Here is a 19,985-nt window from a genome sequence, read left to right as displayed (position 1 = left end):
CCATTCAAATCAGAGGGGTTGAGGCTGCCGCCACTGCCCAGATTCCTCCCCCCAAACACTACATAGCTTTGCCCAGCCCCACCGATGCCGTTGGGGGAGGCATTACTTGCCCCAATAATCAGGTCGTCAATGCCATCACCGTTGATGTCCCCCCCATTGCTGACTGAGGAGCCTAAACTGTCACTTGCTGCAATGCCGTTAATTAAAAAGCCATTAGTGCCATTCAAATCAGAGAGGTTGAGGCTGCCGCCACTGCCCAGATTCCTCCCCCCAAATACTACATAGCTTTGCCCAGCACTATAGTTACCGTTGGGGTCGGCATTTATTGCCCCAATAATCAGGTCGTCAATGCCATCACCGTTGATGTCCCCCCCATTGCTGACTGAGACGTTTGAAGACTCACCTGGTGCAACGCCGTTAATTAAAAAGCCATTAGTGCCATTCAAATCAGAGAGGTTAAGGAAATTGAATAATGAATTAGCCATAATCACGTCTCCCACATGTAGTTATTAAATAGTTATTGACTGCGTAGTTAATATATCAACTCGGAAAATGATAAATTAAGGGTTTAGACAAAACATCTCACTTTTTTACAAAGCATTCCAAAATAGGTACGCCCTAAACCTCTCTTTTGATCTCATCCATCCCTAGTGAAGAACTCGATTAATGACCCAATACCAATACTCCATAATTCCCGTAGCACCTCGCAGCGCGTCTTGTAGCACAGAGTTGATCTTTGGTGGTTTGATCGGTTGGTGCGATGCCTAACGGCGGGCTACGCCTACGCTAGAGTTGTTTGATAAATCTCGTTTTTAGGTAAAACCTGGAAATGCTTTTGAGCGAGGCGGAACTTCATAGTAGGCATTAGAGCTATTTTCAGGTAAATAGACCATGCAGTAGGGGCACAGCAATCCTGTGCCCCTACTGCAAATGTGGTTCAAATATATGAAAACTGCTGTAAGAGGTTGTTATAACCGTTAAATTGCTTAAATCATCTGATGAATATCTAAGCATTGTCAAGAGGCTAAGTGTAATTACGGTAAAGTTAAAGTGAATTTTAGGAAGTGCTATATAAAGTTTTCGTGTTACCGATAGCGTAACCCTACGGGGAGGCAAGCTACGCGCAGCATCTCCAAGCTAAAGTTTGGGTTCAACACAACTTAAACTACAGCGTTAGTAACAAAAATAACGACTTTAGTAACCAAAATGATTATTTTGTAAAGAAAATAACGATTTTAGTAACCAAAATGGTATGTTGTAACGAAAATTGCGACTTGAGTTACTAAAGTCGCAGTATTTATAACTAAAATCAAGGCTAATGTTCAGAGAATATCGCGGTTTGCGAGATATTGGTACATCTGCCAACGTGTATTTACCTCAGCTTGGGCTTGTTCTAATAAGTACTTTGCTAGGTCGGGTTTACTTTTGGTGAGCATCTTGAAGCGATTTTCTTGATACATCGAATGTTCTACTGATTGCGTAGGCGATCGCATATCCAATTGCAAAGGATTTTTACCCTGTTTAAGCAACTCTGGATTATGCCGATACAGCAACCAACGACCTGATTCTACCAGAGTTTTTTGGTGATTCATCCCTGTAGTCATGTTAATGCCGTGGGCGATGCAATGGCTGTAAGCAATAATCAATGATGGGCCATCATAAGCCTCTGCTTCTATAAAAGCTTTAAGAGTATGTTCATCTCTAGCACCAAGGGCTACACTCGCTACGTAAACATTTCCGTAAGTCATCGCAATCAAACCCAAGTCTTTCTTTGGTGCAGGCTTACCACTGGCGGCATATTTAGCAACTGCTGCTCGTGGTGTAGCTTTAGATGATTGACCGCCTGTGTTGGAATACACTTCTGTATCCATGACTAAAATGTTGACATTTCGACCACTAGCAATTACATGATCGATACCACCAAAATCAATATCATAAGCCCAACCGTCACCGCCAACAATCCAGACGCTTTTTCTCACCAAGTAATCGGCAAGAGATTTTAGATTTTGGATTTTAGATTTTAGATTAGGATTGAAAGTTACGATTTTATCTAACTTCTGCTGCAACAGTTCTATTCTTTCGCGCTGTTCCCAAATGTCAGCCTCAGATTTTTGTTCAACTTTGAGAATCGACTGAGCAAGATTTTCATCTATTTCACTCCCCAACTGTTGCAACAATTCCGCCGCAAATTCAGCTTGTTTATCGAGGGAAAGACGAAAGCCAAAACCAAATTCGGCATTATCTTCAAATAAATTATTAGACCATGCGGGGCCGCGTCCTTGGGCGTTGGTTGTCCAAGGAGTTGTGGGGAGATTGCCACCATAAATTGAGGAGCAACCTGTAGCATTGGCAATGACGGCGCGATCGCCAAACAATTGTGTTAATAATTTTAAATAAGGTGTTTCACCACAACCTGCACAAGCACCAGAGAATTCAAATAAAGGTTCTTGCAGTTGTTGTTGGCGAATCTGGTTTAATTTTAGCGATCGTCTATCAGGATTTGGCAAACTTAAGAAGAAATCCCAGTTTTTCCGTTCTTCTTCCCGCAATGGCAACTGTTGTGCCATATTAATCGCTTTAAATAATGGCTCAGATTTATTTTTGGCAGGGCAAATATCTACACAGATGGCGCATCCTGTGCAATCTTCTGGGGCAACTTGAATGGTAAATTTTTGGTTAGCAAAGTCTTTATCTTTGGCATTAGTTGACTTAAAAGTTCCTGGTGCATGGACTAACTCATCTCCTTGATAAGCTTTTGCACGGATGGCGCTGTGAGGACAAACCATCACGCACTTACCACATTGGACGCAGATATCCGGTTCCCACACAGGTATCTCTTCCGCAACGTTACGCTTTTCCCACTTGGCAGTACCTACCGGAAAGATGCCATCAACAGGTAATGTGCTAACAGGTAAGTCATCCCCTTCCCACACCATAATTTTGCCCAGAACTTCCCGCACAAATTCGGGAGCGGATTTAAGTGAAGAGTGGGGAGTGGGGAGTAGGGAGTGGGGAGTGGGGAGTGTCTGTGGTATATTTACTTTATGCAAGTTGTCTAGCGTATTATCTACAGCTTGTAGGTTCATGCGGACAACTTCTGTGCCTTTTTTACCGTAAGTCTTGTCAATGGCTTGTTTGATTTTAGCGATCGCTTCTTCTTGTGGCAAGACACCCGCTAAGGCAAAGAAGCAGACTTGCATAATAGTGTTAATTCTTCCACCCATGCCACTTTCACGAGCAACCTGGCTGGCATTAATCACGTATAACTTCAACTGCTTGTCGATAATTTGCTGCTGCACCTTGAACGGCAGATTTTCCCAAACTGTATCTGCATCATAAGGACTGTTAAGCAGCAAAGTTGCTCCAGGAATAGCAGCCTTCAAAATATCTATGCGTTCCAGAAATCCCCAGTGATGACAACCAATAAAGTTGGCTTGGTTAATCAGATAAGTAGAGCGAATTGGTTCTTTCCCGAAACGCAGATGAGAAACGGTCATTGAGCCAGATTTCTTAGAATCATAGACAAAGTAGCCTTGGGCATAATTATCGGTTTCTTCACCAATAATCTTGATAGAGTTTTTGTTAGCCCCAACAGTGCCATCAGCACCTAATCCATAAAACATTGCCCGAACAACGTGATCCGATTCTGTAGAGAAGTTAGGGTCAAAGCTGAGAGAAGTATAAGTAACATCGTCATTAATCCCAATAGTAAAGTGATTTTTTGGTTTAGCTTGGGCAAGGTTGTCAAAAATGCCCTTCACCATCGCCGGCGTAAATTCCTTAGACGAAAGACCGTAACGACCACCAACAATTTTAGGGAATGAGATAAAATTCTCTCCCTTGTCCCCCTTGTCTCCCCACGCTTCATGGATAGCAGCCACGACATCCAAATATAACGGCTCACCGACGCTACCTGCTTCTTTGGTGCGGTCAAGAACAGCGATCGCTTGTACACTTGTTGCTAATACAGCAATAAACCGTTGCACATCAAAAGGTCGGTAAAGTCGCACTTTCACCACACCAACTTTTTCACCACGGGCGTTAAGATAATCTACCGTTTCGTGCACGGTTTCGCAGCCTGAACCCATAAGAACGATAACGCGCGAGGCATCGTTGGCTCCGTAATATTCATAGATTTGGTAATGTCTTCCTGTGCGTTCTCCAAATTGATCCATGATGCGCTGAACAATTTCAGGACAGGCGTTGTAGTTAGGGTTAGCGCCTTCACGTCCTTGAAAGTAGACATCGGGGTTTTGGGCAGTACCGCGCAATACGGGACGATCTGGGGTGAGTGCACGGCTACGGTGAGCGAGTATTAGATTATCGTGGATGAGCGATCGCAAATCGTCATCTGTCAGCAGTTTAACCTTCTGTACTTCATGTGAGGTGCGGAACCCGTCAAAGAAGTGCATAAACGAGACTCGCGTCTCTAGAGTAGCAGCATGGGCGATAAGAGCAAAGTCTTGACTCTCTTGCACCGATGCAGAACACAGTAGAGCAAAACCAGTAGCACGAGCTGCCATCACGTCGCTATGGTCGCCAAAAATTGATAAAGCGTGAGTCGCCAAAGAGCGGGCTGCAACGTGAACCACGGCGCTAGTCAGTTCACCAGCAATTTTGTAGAAGTTGGGGATCATTAACAATAAACCCTGAGATGCCGTGAAGGTAGTACTCAGAGAACCTGTTTGCAATGCTCCATGTACAGCACCGGCGGCTCCTCCTTCGCTCTGCATCTGGACGACGCTAGGAACAGTGCCCCAAAGGTTGGGACAACCTTCTGCTGACCAAGCATCCGCCCATTCGCCCATTGCTGAAGAGGGAGTGATGGGATAAATGGCAATCACTTCATTTAATTTGTAAGCAACACGGGCAACAGCTTCATTCCCGTCGATGGTTGCAAAGATTTGGTTCATAATTTGATTTTTGTCCCCGCATCTAATCTAAACTGCATTATCAGAACGTGTGATAATAACCAGAGCCAGGAAATAAATGAACAGTTATCAGCAATATTTATGTTCACTAGTTACTGATAACGGTTAAAAAGGGGATATTATCCGAATTGTATTGAGATTTACCCTTGTTTAAAGATGATTTATTGATGTCTTTTGGCTCTTAAGTTAACTTTGAATAAATCCTGCATCTATTAATATCTCATCCGAAATACTGCATCTATTAATATGTATTAATAATGTACTCAATAACCAAAATCTTTCTTTGATAAGACTTTTAGATAATTTATTCTTTTTTGTGGGGTATAGGTTCGGGAATCTCTGATACAAAATATTCCCGAAATGAGGAAATTTCCCAAAAACAGGAAATCTTATTGACTTTTGACTTCTTAATTAGCGACTCTATGTAGAGCAGAAATTTTATCTGTACAGATAAGTAGTATCATGAAAGTACGCGAAGTTATCAAACGACTAGAAGCTGATGGTTGGTATCTTGATAGAACTAAAGGCAGTCATCGACAGTTCAAACATCTATATAGCAATCCGGTCTAGTTACAGTTCCAGGTAAATTGTCTGATGACTTAGCCCCTGGTACTCTAAGTAGTATTTTGAGGCATCACAGTGATAAGGAGAACGGCAATGCAGTACGTAGTGGTGATTGAAAAGGCGGATGCTAATTATTCTGCTTATATCCCTGATTTACCCGGTTGTGTAGCTGTGGGTGAAACTTTAGAAGAAGTCAAGGAGATGATTGCAGAAGCTATTGAATTTCATATAGAAGGAATGATAGAGTATGGTTTACCTATTCCTCAACCTACAAGCATCGCTCATGAGGTTGAAGTTGTAAACTATAGCAAAACATGATTATAAGAAATCACCAAATTAACGTGAGTTCGACGGCTCATATAGTATTTGTCTAATTAGCTAAATTAAAAAATCTCTCCGACTCAGAGAAAGACAGACTTGAACTAAAATTCAAGGCCGAGAGGTTCATTGAAGGCACGTTAAATTACTACTAAACAATCCTTTTAGAGTATTTAAGTGGATGTCATGATGCGATCGCACCGCACTTTTAGCTGACAATTTTGCACCGGATACACAGCTTTTGTCTTTGACAAGTTTTTACAACATAACCTAAATTAAGCCTTGGTGTAATTAGAAAATATTGTAAAGTATAGAATTGTCCTAAGTATTGCCCTACACAACTCACCCTATGACTACTGCACCCTTAAGCTGGCAAGAACTAGAAACCCTCACAGACTATCAAATAGATACCGTTAATGGCCTTACCAACGCTAGAGCTAGGTTGCGCTTGTTTGGTCAGCCAGAATCTAATGTGCGGGTAACGCTGTACCGCGATAACCACGCCTGGTGTCCTTACTGTCAAAAAGTTTGGTTATGGCTAGAGGAAAAACAGATCCCCTACCGCATCGAAAAAGTGACAATGTTCTGCTATGGGGAGAAAGAAAGTTGGTACAAACGTAAGGTACCATCAGGAATGCTCCCCGCGATCGAGCTAGATGGACGGATTATTAAGGAAAGCGATGACATTTTGATCGCCTTGGAAAAAGTTTTTGATCCATTGAGCCAAGGGATGGAAGACCGCACGGTGCTTCCTCTACGTCAATTAGAACGACTTTTATTTAGAGCCTGGTGTACTTGGCTGTGCTCTAGAGCAGGTTCCTCTCAACAAGAACAACGCAACCGAGAACAATTTATCGGAGTGGTGGCTAGGGTTGAGGAGGCTCTGGGTAGCACCCCAAGCCCTTACTTTCTAGATAGCTTCGGCATCGTCGATGTCATTTTTACGCCATATCTCGAACGGATGAATGCAAGCCTTTACTACTACAAGGGCTACTCACTGCGGGAGGAGAACCCTCGCTTGAGCGCATGGTTTGCGGCAATGGAAAGCCGACCAACCTACTGCGGTACCCAGAGCGACTTTCACACCCACGTACATGATTTGCCGCCCCAGATGGGGGGCTGTTGGGAAAACGGCGAAACCCAGATGCTTCTCAATAAAGCGCGGGTGGATAAAGGGCCGTGGTTTGGGCTACCAGATGTTACTTATCCAGAACCCGAAAACTCCCGCATGGAAGCTCTTCAACGAACTATCGAACACCGCATCAATATTATCCGAGTCAACCCCTTAGATGATAAATTGTTTGATCAATCCCTACGTTGTGCTTTAACACACATGATGATCGGTGAAGACTGTGTACCTCCATCGGGATCTGATGTCGCTCTAAGATATTTGCGCGATCGCATTAATGTACCGCGAGATATGTCCATTTACGCAGCCAAGCGATTGAGGGAATCCCTGGAAAAAACCGCAGCCTTTGCGGGTGATGGGCAGCCAGCCCCTATTCCCACTAAGGATCGACGAGATCAAGACCCGTCTAACTTTGTCAGAAAGTAGGATTTAGGCACCCATCCTGGCAGATGGCGCTCCTCTAACAGTTATCCCTCTTCTGTCATTTTCCGAGTATAATAAAACTTTAAAAAAATCTAGTCTAACCTAGTCTGGTATAGTCTTTCATCCCCTTATTCAATGGTAAAATGATCTCATCGAATAATTCATCAATATGCGTCAAGTAGAAAAGCACGTAATCAAAGAAGAACATAACTGGTTTGATTACTGCACTGACATTACCACTATTTCCCGACAGCTTTATAACACGGCTCAATTCACCCAACGTCAGGGATTTTTCTACGGTTGGGGAACTCAAACCCAAGCCAGTTTGGATACTTTATTTAAACAAAACGAGAATTACAAAGCCTTACCTGCAAAAGTAGCTCAACTCGTATTAAAACAGAATGCAGATGCCTGGATTGCTTACTACAAAGCATTATCCGCTTATAAAATCGACCCAACCAAGTTCACAGGTAAACCAAGACCACCCAGTTATGTTGACGATAAAAACCTAGTCAAGTTCAATAATCAAGCCATTGGTAAAAGAGAATTTGGCAACGGTTGCATTGTTCCATCAATGTCGCCAATCAGGATTCCGGTAAAACCGGGACTAAAGTTTGATGACTTGTGCGAGGTACGGGTTATCCCAAAAACGGGATGCTTTGTTATCGAAGTAGTTTATGAAATACCAGAGTTGTCAGATTACAATTGTCGCTTAAATCCTGGGTTGAATGCGGCGATAGATATTGGTTTAGATAATCTAGCGACGATTGTTTTCAATGATCTAGAGATACAGCCAATTATAGTAAACGGGAAACCATTAAAATCAGTAAACCAATTTTACAACAAGCAGATTGCCAAGTTTCGAGGCTTTCTGCCTAATGGTAAAGGTAAATCAAGGCGAATTGCAAACATCGTTCGTAATCGGAATCAATTTGTAGATTCATATTTGCATCAATCCACGAAAATGATTGTGGATAAACTTCTATCTCTTGGTGTGAACCACGTCTCAATAGGGAAAAATGAACAATGGAAAACACATCTTAATTTAGGTAAACGTACAAACCAGAACTTTACTCAAATACCACACGCTAGATTTACCCTGATACTGACTTATAAATTAGAACAAGTCGGCATCACCGTTAAGGTTGGAGAGGAATCTTACACAAGCAAGGGTTCTTTCATTGATTGGGACATTATCCCAACGTTCGACCGTAACAATAAGGTAAAGCACATCTTCTCAGGAAGGCGTGTGAAAAGAGCGTGGTACGTGAGTAAAAGTGGTTTGAAGATTCATGCCGACGTGAACGCCTCGTTCAATATCGGCAGAAAAAGTAATCCTGAAGGGTTTGATTGTCTCAAGTCTATTCTAAGGGATAGGGGGTGTCTGGTAGTACATCCAAGGCGGATAACTCCACTATTTAAGCGTGTCCATGCTGAAAGTAGAGTTGCTTAAAGCTAAGTTGCAGATGTCTGACTATGTTTGACTATGTGGTTTAGAACTATTGAACCTCCCCTCCTCCCGCCCACGTCAGGCACAACTGACGAAAACGATCGCCCCGCACTTCAAAATTCGGGTATTGGTCGAAACTCGCACAAGCAGGAGATAGCAACACCACAGGCGCTTGATACTGTTTAGCTAATTCCGCCGATCTAGGGACTGCTCTTTCCATTGTTTCCACAATTTCGTAAGAATAATACCCTACATCTTGAAGGCGTTGGGCAAATGCCCCAGCCGCAGAGCCAATCAATAACACAGCAGCAGCTAAGGAATTAATTTTTGCCAACCAAGCAGTATCATCACCTGCTTTAGCTTCTCCACCAGCAATTAAAATTGCTGGACTGTTAACCGATGCTAAACCAACTTCGGCAGCATCGTAGTTGGTGGCTTTGCTATCATTAATAAAATCAATACCTTCCCAAGTGCAGATATGTTCTAAACGATGTGCAACGCCAGGGAACTCACTAATTGCACGCGCGATCGCATCACAATTAATTCCCGCCAATCGTGCCGTTGCTACTGCCATCAATAGATTTTGTTGGTTATGTTCTCCCACCATTCGCAAAGTAGATACTTTCACAATCGGTTCTGGTGCAGAGCTTGCAGTCAACTTTTCCACAACCCAACCGTCTTCGATGTAAAAGCCTTTTTCGCTAATTAAGAAATCTTTTCCCTTCACACTTGTCCAATAGGCTTCAGGCCAATGGCTTAGACCTAATTTACTCAAGTAGGGATCATCGCCATTAAATACTTGCAACTCGGACTGATGCAATAGCTTTGCTTTGATATTGTAGTAGTTCTCTAAAGTTTTGTGGCGACTCAAATGATCCGGTGTAAAAGTCGTCCAAACACCGATACGAGGTGCAAGAGAGACAGAAGATTCTATTTGATAGCTGCTAATTTCTGCAATTACCCAATCAATACAATTTTGGATTTTAGATTTTGGATTTTGGATTGGAGTTTCCACACCTCTTTCCCTATCCCCTATCCTCTGTTCCCTGTCGGATAGTGCAACTTCACAAGCAGCGTAGCCAATATTACCGCAGGCGGGTGCATTTAATTCTGCTGCTTGGAAAATGGCAGCAATTAAAGCTGTGGTAGTAGTTTTGCCGTTAGTGCCGGTAATTCCTACCCAAGGTAGCGATCGCAAATTTCGCCAAGCGAGTTCTATTTCACCGATGGTTTCAATACCTAATTGGCGCGCCTCAACTAATACGGGAATATCCCAAGGTACGCCAGGACTAACAACTATTAATTGGGGTAAATTAGTACCATTCAACTCTAGGGATTGGCCTAGTTTAACGGTTATTTGCTCGGCAGCGAGTTCTTGTTGTTGTTGGAGGAGGGTTTCGGAGGTGTTGCCATCGCTCAGCTCTACCTCCCAACCTTCCCGTTTCAACAATCTCGCCGCAGCAACACCGGACTTTCCCAATCCAATTACAGTAGCTCTGGACATAGATTGCAGCAGAGATCCCTGGTTAAGCACTCCCTATATTAACGTTTTTAGCAAAAATTACACAACTTTTTGCTAACCTACGCTACAGATTTTTGACGATCGCACCAAAATCAGCTAAAACACGGGCATGATTGCGAACTAATCCGAGCAGATATAATCGATTACGCTTGACTTCTGGATCGGAGTCCATAACTAAAACGCTATCGGGGCCATCAAAGAAGTTACTAACTGTCGGAGCAATTTTTGTTAGTGCTGCTACTAACAGTTGATAATTTCGTGTCTGCTGTGCTGCTGAGGAAAGCGGTACTGATTCAATTAAAGCATTATACAAAGCTACCTCAGAGGGTTTTTGGAATAGTTCTTGATTAACTACGGTTGCCGGTTCTAGCTGTTTTGTATCCAAATCACCTTGAGCAGCTAATCGTGTGGAACGGTTAACGGTTTCGTAGATGTTATCTAAAGTACCATCGTTGCGGATTTGTTGCAGATATAAGGCGCGATCGCGTACATCTAATAAATCCTTTAACGTCCGTTCTGTGTATTCTGGATCATTTTCTCCCAAAACTGCATTTACCAAATCGTAATCAATTTGCTTTTCTTCTTGCAGTAAAGTGCGGATACGTTGTAAGAAAAACTCTTGTAATGCTGCCGTTAATGATGTCTGATCTTTGTGATATGTTGCTGCAAAATCTGTTGCTATTTGTGCCAATAAATCATCTAAATTTATCGGTAAATTATAAAACCAAGTAACTTTAACTACAGCATTTGCAGCCCGGCGCAAAGCGAAGGGATCAGAGGAACCAGAGGGAATTAAACCTAAACCAAAGATACTCACCAAGGTATCTAATCTATCTGCCAAACCGACAATTTGACCCGTGAGTGTTCCCGGTAAAATATCACCTGCTCCCGTTGGCAAATAATGTTGAAAAATTGCCTTTGCTACTTCGGCATCTTCACCACTGGCCAAAGCATATTTTTCTCCCATAATCCCTTGTAATTCTGGGAATTCATACACCATTTGCGTAACCAAATCTGCTTTACATAATAAAGCAGCGCGTTGGATTTTCTGGCTTTGATTTTCGTCTAATTCTAATTGGCTGGTAATTTGCTCGGCAATTTTAACTATTCTATCTATCTTGGTACGCACCGAACCCAATTCTTCTTGGAAAGTGACTTTTTCTAACTGTGGTAAAAAGCTTTCTATTGGCTTAGTTAAATCAGCTTCGTAGAAAAATCTGCCATCAGCCAATCTGGCACGAATCACCCTTTCATTTCCTACGGCAACAATATCTGATTTCTTAGGATCACCGTTAGAAATGGTGATGAAATTAGGCAATAATTCTTGCTGAGAACTATCTGATTTAAATACAGGGAAATAACGCTGATGAGTAACCATAACTTCAGTAATTACCTCAGTTGGTAATTCCAAAAATTCTGGTTCAAATTTACCAGCAACTGCGGAAGGATACTCTACAAGATTGGTTACTTCCGCTAACAAATCGGGGTAAATTACTGTATACCCGCCTAAATTCTGTGCGACTGCATTTACTTGCTCTTTGATTACATTTGCCCGTTCATCGGGATCAACTGTGACGTATGCAGACCCTAGCGTGGTGACATAATCAATAGCTTGAGCAATTGTCACAGGTTCAGGATGCAAGACACGATGACCTTGGGAAATGCGATCGCTTTTAATCGTTTTAGAACCATTCACTAATTCTAGAGGCAGTACCTCTTGATCTAACAAAGCTACTAGCCAACGAATTGGTCGAGAAAACCTTGCATCCCCATTTCCCCACCGCATCAACCGCTTACCTTCTAAACCCCAAATCCACTGGGGAACAAGTTCTGTCAAAATTTCCGCCACAGGACGGCCGAGAATTCTTTTTTGGACAAAGACAAAATCCCCTTTATCAGTTGGGCGAACAAACAGCGTATCTAGTTCCACGCCTTGCCTTTTGGCAAAGCCTGCTGCTGCTGGTGTCGGTTGACCATCTTTAAAGGCTGCTTGAGCGGGAGGCCCTTTAATTTCTTCTTCTCGGTCTGGTTGCTGAGATGGTAGACCTTTAATTAATACCGCCAGACGCCGGGGAGTACCGTACACCTGGACGCTTTCGCCCTTGAGGCTGTTTGCTTCCAGGCTTTGGGGAATCCGCTCCTGCCATTGCACTAAAGCATCACTGAGAAAACTTGCAGGTAGTTCTTCTGTACCAACTTCTAATAGAAACCCAGGCATAGGACACTGTTTTCAACTTTGCGTAGCTCAACTTTATCAGTTATTATCAGGCGATCGCTTGTGATTTTTAAGTAATTAGAGTTTTGATGTTTCTCGTGAATCTTTAACTATGTCCCATCTTTTCCCATACATCCAGAAATAACAGTTGACCCAGCTGGAAAATTAGTTAGTAAGCCTTGCCACATACATCCCTAAAATGGATAAAGTCGAGATTAGGTTTGTTGGATCAACTTGACATCTTATCCAAAACTTCACAAAAAAGTCTTTCTCTTCATTGATTTATTACGTTTACTACCGTAGTTTTATGCAGTATTTACTTATACATCCTTCTATCGTAAGCTTAAACTGTTTATAGGTTGATATCTACATCATGATGTCAATTAATTTTGGAGTTATGACAATGAAAAATATTTTCGCTAAAATCGCTACGATCGCAGCAACCAGCGTTGCGATCGCTGCTAGTGCTAACAACCCAGCTCAAGCTATTGATTTCAACTTTAACTGGTTAGGTGATGCTGGTTATTCAGCAACAGGTTCATTTAGCTACGACGAAGCTACAGCACCTACAATTATTTCAGAAAGTGGTAGTGGGGCAACCAACTTTTTACAATCCTTGAATGTCTCCTTCTTAGACCCATCTAATAATCTTTTGCAAACTTATAACACCGTTGCTGGTGGAGTCTCAGAATCTAGCTTCTTCGCTTTCAACTTTGATACTTCCACTCAAACATTGTTTGGTCCCCTAGATATAGGAGGAGGGCTGGGTGTAATCGGAGAATCTTTCTTGCAGGGAACGATTGGCGACTCTTTGTTCTTACGTCAGTTTGTCGGGCAAGACATAACACTAGATCAAAATTCTGGCTCTATTCAGGTAGCCCAAGTTCCTGAACCTGCTTCTATATTGGGTTTACTGGCACTTGCTACCTTAAGTGTAGGTTCAACTTTCAAGAAAAAGCAAGCCTCTTGCTAGAAAGTAGGGCTTTCTGGTCAACTTCTATCGTAAGCTTAGACTGTTTATAGGTTGATATCTACATCATGATGTCAATTAATTTTGGAGTTATGACAATGAAAAACATTTTCGCTAAAGTCGCCACGATCGCAGCAACCAGCGTTGCGATCGCTGCTAGTGCTAACAATCCAGCTCAAGCTATTGATTTCAACTTTAACTGGTTAGGTGATGCTGGCTATTCAGCAACAGGTTCATTTAGCTACGACGAAGCTACAGCACCTACAGTTATTTCAGAAAGTGGTAGTGGGGCAACCAACTTTTTACAATCCTTGAATGTTTCTTTCTTAGACCCATCTAATAATCCTCTTGGAACTTATAACACCGTTGCTGGTGGGGTCTCAGAATCTAGCTTCTTCGCTTTCAACTTTGATACTTCCACTCAGACATTGTTTGGTTCCCTGGATATAGCAGGAGGAACCGGTGTAATTGGAGAATATTTCTTCCAGGGAACGGTTGGCGAATCTTTGCGATTACTTCAGGATGTCGATCAACAAGGAACATCCATAACACTAGATCAAAATTCTGGCTCTATTCAGGTAGCCCAAGTTCCTGAACCTGCTTCTATCTTAGGTTTACTGGCACTTGCTACCTTGGGTGTAGGTTCAACTTTGAAGAAAAAGCAAGCCTCTTGCTAGAAAGTAGGGCTTTCTGATCAGAGGTTGCCAAATTTATTGAAATTATATTTTAGCCCAACTGGTTAAATAAAATGGTGGGTCTATCATTAAAACTCATCGTTTCGTGATCAACACTCTTATAAAGCCCAGTACTGGGTGCTGAATGAAGCAAAGGCACTCAGTACTTATTTGCTTAGTAAAAGCTCCGCACTACCTCCCCTTGTGGGCAGCCTTTTAAATTAACACAAGCCAAACGCCCCGCTACCGCTAACAGCACTTTTAACTCAGCAAAAAGTAAGGTGTTCCCCAGTAAATACAATAATGATGACTTGATTAAAAATACTCTATGTGCCAGTTTAAAGGGTGGAACGAGTGTTATGTGTATAACTGTGAATATAATACTACAATTCCCCAAGTGTAAATTTAGGCATTAGTTAGAACTAACCAAACTAACAATTGTCATAATTACTACACACTAAAACCTAGGTCTATAAAAGCCTAGCCTGTTTACACAAGCTGATATTTTGATTTTTAAGTGTTTTATGCAGTACAAAAATTATCTTTAAAAAATTATTCCTAAAAGTCATAAACGATTTTTAACGCAATCTTAATAAAAGACTATTACAAGTAACAAAAGTAGCAACCACTACTTACTATAAGGAATAAACTCGCTACCTCAGACTGTCTTTAAAAAATTCACAAATAGCTCATGCACATTCTGATTTATTCCTACAACTATCATCCAGAGCCGATTGGAATTGCTCCGTTAATGACTGAATTGGCAGAAGGACTAGTAAAGCGAGGTCATGAAGTGCGGGTAATCACCGGAATGCCCAACTATCCTCAGCGCGAGATATATGATGGGTATCGAGGTAAATGGTATATTACAGAGCAAAAAAATGGCGTCACCATCCAGCGAAGTTACCTCAGAATTAAATCTAAACCTAATCTTGTGGATCGGTTGTTGCTGGAATTGAGTTTTGTTTTTACGAGCTTGCCACAAGGCTTCAAAGGCAGACGTCCCGACGTGATTATCTTAACAGTTCCGCCTCTATTAGGTACATTACCCGCAACAATACTTGGTTGGTTATATAATTGCCCGATAATTCTGAATGTGCAAGATATTCTACCAGAGGCTGCCGTGCGTATCGGGCTACTGAAAAACAAATGGATGATCCGAACTCTTGCAGCCCTAGAGAAATTTGCATATCGAACTGCACACACAATTAGTGTCATCGCTGACGGATTTAGTGAGAATTTAGTGAATAAGGGAGTACCAGCTAATAAAATTGTTTGTATTCCTAATTGGGTAAATGTAAATTTTATTCGCCCGTTACCCAAGGAGAACAACTCATGGATATCTAGCCATAAACTAAATGGGAAATTTGTAGTTCTCTATTCGGGCAACATTGCTTTAACGCAAGGTTTAGAGACAGTAATAGAAGCAGCAGTTTGCTTGCGTCATATCAAAGAAATCGTCTTTGTTATTGTTGGCGAATCAAAAGCATTGCAAAGATTGCAGGAATATTGTCTATTAAATGGAGCGGATAATGTTTTGCTGCTGCCGTTGCAGCCGCGAGAAAAACTACCCGAAATGCTAGCAGGATCTGATGTGGGACTGATTGTGCAAAAGCGCAATGTAATTTCGTTCAATATGCCTTCAAAAATACCACTGCTCCTGGCGAGTGGTCGCCCCATTGTTGGTTCAGTTCCAGCCACTGGTACTGCTGCTAAAGCAATAGAACTCAGTGGTGGTGGCATAATTGTTGAGCCAGAATCACCCGATGCAATGGCTGCTGCGCTTTATGATTTATATGTTAATCCTACTTTAGGGGCAAAGCTAGGTAACACAGGAAGACAGTTTGCCGAAGAAAACTATTCCTTGGAGCAAGCACTTAATCGGTATGAAAGGCTATTTTCTCATGTTGTTGCCAACCCAGGCTCAACTGTGTGTATCTTACCAAAATTGGATTCCAAAAAATCAATTGTAGATGGGTGAACTACCCCACCCTGCCTACGGCTGAGGGTGGAGCTTCTGTAATCACGGGGGAGTGCCTAAACTTAGACTTTCGCCCAAGATTAGGACTTACATCCCCTCCTACAGCAGAGACGGCTGAACATAGGAGCCTTTATCATTAAATCGGGTATTGCTGGCTTGGCTGCACAGACGAAACCTTATATCAATCACTTCTGGTATATGGTTATAATGCAAGCAAGCGCTTACAAACACTTATGGAGAATTTAGTATCAAAGACGGTATAGTGTTGGCAGATAAATAGACGCACTTCCTCTCTGAGCCAAAACCAAGGTTTATAAATCATCCCTATAAATAACTTCTAGGAGTTAGACAATGTACAAATTAACCATAATGTGCTAAGTAGATTTGATAGTTTCAGATGCTAGACATCCTGAGCAATATTTATCTCTAACCTATAGAGAAAAAATAGTTAAAAAACTATTCAAACAATGCTTTTTTAGCCAAGAGTATATTACCCAAGTTTAAATCCACAAGACGAGAAAACGAAGATGTCCCATTCTGAGTTCCCAGAATTTCCCCTTCCTATTGAAATAGAACAACCTGCTGTTACTGATTCCACTCAAGAGCCGCTATCAAAGCCAGAGCGATCGCCTAAGCCACCTCAAAAGAAACCTTGGCTTATGCTATTGGGAATTGTCCTGTTAATTGCAGGTGGTGGTTTTGGTTGGCGCTGGTGGCAAACTAGCAATGTACCATCGGGTGCTGAGGCAGGTGCTGGTCAACCTGGGGCAATTCCCGTCAAGCTAGCAACTGTAGAAACTCGAACTGTGCAGGAAAGTTCGGAGTTTATTGGTTCTTTAGAGGCTCCACAAGCGGTAATCATCAGACCACAGGTTGAAGGACGAGTTACCCAGATTCTGATTCAAGAAGGCAACCGTGTTCAACAAGGGCAAGTTATTCTTAGCCTGGAAAGTGACAATGTTCAAGCTCAATTATTACAAGCTAAAGGCGGACTCGCACAAGCCCAGGCACGTCTTGCCGAACTCAACGCGGGTACTCGAAAAGAGGAAGTTGCCCAAGGTAGAGCGCAATTAATCCAAGCCCAAGCTCGCCTTACAGATGCTCAATCTGGATCGCAACCAGAAGAAATTGCTCAAGCTGAGGCTCAAATACAGTCAGCTAAATCTGATGTGGAACTAGCACAGTCACGAGCCAAGCGATACGCACAATTGAGAAAAGAGGGTGCAGTTTCCCAAGATGTCTTAGAAGGATATCTCAAAGAACAGCAAAGTGCTGAAGCTGCCCTTGTCGTAGCCCAGAAACGCCTAGATCAAGTCCGCAAAAGCAGAAATTCTAGTATCAATGAACTAGGTGGTGCCCTGGAACAACAGAAACAAAACTTAAGGCAACTGGAAAATGGTTCTCGCCCAGAAGAAATTGCCCAAGCGCGATCGCAAGTAACTCAAGCATCTGCCCAAGTCCAGGCTGCTCAAGTCCAACTGCAATACACAAAAGTCCTAGCTCCTTTCACTGGCATTGTTGGTGATATTCCAGCAAAGGTGGGAGATTATGTAGAAAAAGCAGATCAACTCACTACATTGACTAGAAATGACTCTTTAGAACTGAATATTTCCGTTCCGTTACAAGAAGCCCAAAAGCTGCGCTTGGGATTACCAGTGCAAATGCTGGACACCCAAGGCAAACCCACAGCAAGGGGTAAGGTAACTTTCATCTCCCCAGATGCCAGCTCAGATTCGCAGACAGTTTTGGCTAAAGCCAACTTTGGTAACTCTAGACGGCAACTGCTCAATCGCCAGTTGGTGCAAACCAAAGTTATCTGGAACCAACGTCCAGGAATCTTAATTCCAGTTACAGCAGTATCTCGCCTGGGTGGAGAGACTTTTGTGTTTGTCGCTCAAGCACCGCAGGAAAAGCCTAAACCTGGAGCGCCATCTTTGGTGGCTCAACAAAAATCCGTGAAATTGGGAGTTATTGAGGGGAATAATTATCAAGTTATCGAAGGACTAAAAGCTGGGGAAAAAATTGTTGTTTCTGGGATTCTCAACCTCAGAAATGGCGCTCCCATTACTCTTGCACCTCAAGAAGTGGGTAGTCGGAGTTTTTAACCATGACCGCGTAGGCGTAGCCCGTCGTAGACATCGCATAGCTTCAGCAACAGACTTTTTGTAAAAGTAGCTTGATTTAATCAATTGCCTGTGCAATACTCCTAAGTTAACAACTGTATAACAGTAACTCTATCGAAATACAGTACTTTAAATAGGAAAGGGATCATGCAGCTACTATGGTTTATCCCAACCCACGGTGACGGGCGCTACCTTGGAACTGCTACAGGCGGTCGGGCAGTTAGTTTTCCCTATTTACGACAAATTGCTCAAGCAGTAGATGACCTTGGTTATACAGGGGCATTACTACCTACAGGGCGTTCTTGCGAAGATGCCTGGATTGTGGCATCTTCTCTTGTGTCCCTGACTCGACAAATGCGTTTTCTAGTGGCGGTGCGTCCTGGATTGGTATCGCCTGGAGTGGCCGCACGGATGGCAGCGACGTTTGATCGCCTTTCTGGTGGGCGTTTACTGATTAACGTAGTAACAGGCGGCGATCCCATAGAGTTAGCGGGTGATGGCTTGCACTTGAGTCACGATCGCCGCTATGAATTGACGGATGAGTTTTTGACAGTGTGGCGGCAAATTGTCGCAGGTGAGGAAATCAATTTTACAGGTGAACACCTGCACATTGAGGGTGGTAAACTCTTGTTTGTGCCAATTCAGAAACCCTATCCGCCCTTATGGTTTGGGGGTTCCTCTGCGATCGCCCAGCGTGTTGCAGCTAAACATGTGGATGTGTACCTGACTTGGGGTGAGCCACCAGATCAGGTTGCTGAAAAAATTACCTCAGTTCGGAGACTTGCAGAAGCCGAGGGACGGACATTGCAGTTTGGCATTCGCATGCATGTAATTGTCCGGGAAACTGAGAGTGAAGCTTGGGATGCAGCAAATGAACTGATTCGGTATGTGGATGAGAAAGCGATCGCTAATGCCCAAAAAGCATACTCGCGGATGGATTCCGTTGGGCAAAGTCGCATGACTCAACTACATAAAGGTAGTCAAGAAGCCTTGGAAATTAGTCCAAATTTGTGGGCGGGGGTCGGTTTAGTGCGAGGTGGAGCCGGAACGGCTTTAGTAGGCGATGCTCATACTGTCGCTAAAAGAATGTTGGAATACGCAGACTTGGGTATTGATAGCTTTATTCTCTCTGGTTATCCTCACTTAGAAGAGGCTTATCGAGTGGCAGAATTGTTATTCCCACATCTGCCGTTGGAGAATGTTCCCACAATCGAACAGCAGCACGTATTAAGTCCATTTGGCGAAATTGTTGCCAATCAAGATTTTCCAGAGCAGCAACCGAGAGCTTTTCAAAAGAAAACTGCCTCATTCACTGTTGATTAATAATCCAAATTACAATATTCAGGAGCGATAAAATTGATACCTTAGTAGTCATTCTCAGCCACACAAATCCCTTTACATTTAATACCGTTTGTAGCGGTGCGCTGGCAATGAGAACATAGAACTTTTTCGTTTTCTACTTTTTGATTTATCTTTATACTACTGCTTGGCGTAAGAAAGTCGTTTTCGGTCTGGAGTTTGACAGTCATAAGAATGGATGAATTTCTTGCGGTTTAGATTTTACAATTGATACTTCCCAGCCCTAAAGGGACGGGGATTCTTGAAGAGTCCACAAACGGATCTCCCTTAATAAGGAATATTCTAAATTTGAGGGCATGGGTAAATAAAATGCATCTATTCCAAAC

General features: G+C 42.7%; 13 protein-coding genes. 9 read left to right on the top strand and 4 right to left on the bottom strand.

Going from position 1 to position 19,985, the window contains the following annotated elements; all coding sequences use genetic code 11:
• Positions 1-485: integrin alpha (locus tag F8S12_RS38125; protein WP_196521519.1), on the bottom strand; the 485-nt coding region annotated here is incomplete at its 3' end.
• An 837-nt stretch (positions 486-1,322) separates the two neighbouring features.
• Entirely contained in the window at positions 1,323-4,913 is a 3,591-nt protein-coding gene (nifJ, locus tag F8S12_RS38120) for a pyruvate:ferredoxin (flavodoxin) oxidoreductase (RefSeq protein WP_196521518.1), read from the bottom strand.
• 480 nt (positions 4,914-5,393) lie between these two features.
• Here nifJ and F8S12_RS42185 point away from each other — a divergent pair, with 480 nt between their 5' ends.
• From F8S12_RS42185 to F8S12_RS38100, 4 genes are all read left to right on the top strand, one after another.
• Positions 5,394-5,501 carry a type II toxin-antitoxin system HicA family toxin gene (locus tag F8S12_RS42185; RefSeq protein ID WP_331001492.1) on the top strand — a complete coding sequence of 36 codons (108 nt, stop codon included), beginning with the start codon at positions 5,394-5,396 and terminating at the stop codon, positions 5,499-5,501.
• Positions 5,502-5,588: 87 nt separating this feature from the next.
• A complete protein-coding gene (locus tag F8S12_RS38110) occupies positions 5,589-5,813 on the top strand; it encodes a type II toxin-antitoxin system HicB family antitoxin (RefSeq protein WP_196521517.1) in 225 nt (74 codons plus the stop codon).
• Positions 5,814-6,162: 349 nt separating this feature from the next.
• Entirely contained in the window at positions 6,163-7,368 is a 1,206-nt protein-coding gene (locus F8S12_RS38105) for a glutathione S-transferase family protein (protein WP_196521516.1), read from the top strand.
• Between the two features lie 166 nt (positions 7,369-7,534).
• Positions 7,535-8,818, top strand: a complete 1,284-nt coding sequence (locus tag F8S12_RS38100) for an RNA-guided endonuclease InsQ/TnpB family protein (RefSeq protein ID WP_196521515.1) — start codon at positions 7,535-7,537, stop codon at positions 8,816-8,818.
• 46 nt (positions 8,819-8,864) lie between these two features.
• Here F8S12_RS38100 and murD read toward each other — a convergent pair whose 3' ends face one another.
• On the bottom strand, positions 8,865-10,319 hold the full coding sequence (murD, locus tag F8S12_RS38095) for a UDP-N-acetylmuramoyl-L-alanine--D-glutamate ligase (protein WP_196521514.1): 1,455 nt from the start codon (positions 10,317-10,319) through the stop codon (positions 8,865-8,867).
• Between the two features lie 82 nt (positions 10,320-10,401).
• On the bottom strand, positions 10,402-12,555 hold the full coding sequence (gene glyS, locus F8S12_RS38090; protein WP_196521513.1) for a glycine--tRNA ligase subunit beta: 2,154 nt from the start codon (positions 12,553-12,555) through the stop codon (positions 10,402-10,404).
• 400 nt (positions 12,556-12,955) lie between these two features.
• Between glyS and F8S12_RS38085 the strand changes: the two genes are divergently transcribed.
• From F8S12_RS38085 to ssuD, 5 genes are all read left to right on the top strand, one after another.
• On the top strand, positions 12,956-13,525 hold the full coding sequence (locus F8S12_RS38085; RefSeq protein ID WP_196521512.1) for a PEP-CTERM sorting domain-containing protein: 570 nt from the start codon (positions 12,956-12,958) through the stop codon (positions 13,523-13,525).
• Positions 13,526-13,620: 95 nt separating this feature from the next.
• Positions 13,621-14,199 (top strand): PEP-CTERM sorting domain-containing protein, encoded by a 579-nt coding sequence (locus tag F8S12_RS38080; protein WP_196521511.1) that lies wholly within the window; start codon positions 13,621-13,623, stop codon positions 14,197-14,199.
• A gap of 688 nt (positions 14,200-14,887) precedes the next feature.
• Positions 14,888-16,177 (top strand): glycosyltransferase family 4 protein, encoded by a 1,290-nt coding sequence (locus tag F8S12_RS38075; protein ID WP_196521510.1) that lies wholly within the window; start codon positions 14,888-14,890, stop codon positions 16,175-16,177.
• A 527-nt stretch (positions 16,178-16,704) separates the two neighbouring features.
• On the top strand, positions 16,705-18,282 hold the full coding sequence (locus tag F8S12_RS38070) for an efflux RND transporter periplasmic adaptor subunit (protein ID WP_196521509.1): 1,578 nt from the start codon (positions 16,705-16,707) through the stop codon (positions 18,280-18,282).
• 165 nt (positions 18,283-18,447) lie between these two features.
• A complete protein-coding gene (gene ssuD, locus F8S12_RS38065) occupies positions 18,448-19,623 on the top strand; it encodes an FMNH2-dependent alkanesulfonate monooxygenase (protein ID WP_196521508.1) in 1,176 nt (391 codons plus the stop codon).
• Positions 19,624-19,985: the final 362 nt, after the last annotated feature.

This window comes from Nostoc sp. WHI, assembly GCF_015714725.1.
Classification (GTDB): Bacteria; Cyanobacteriota; Cyanobacteriia; order Cyanobacteriales; family Nostocaceae; genus Nostoc.
The sequence above is the reverse complement of the archived record's forward strand: the minus strand, read 5'-3'. Positions and strand labels throughout refer to the sequence as shown.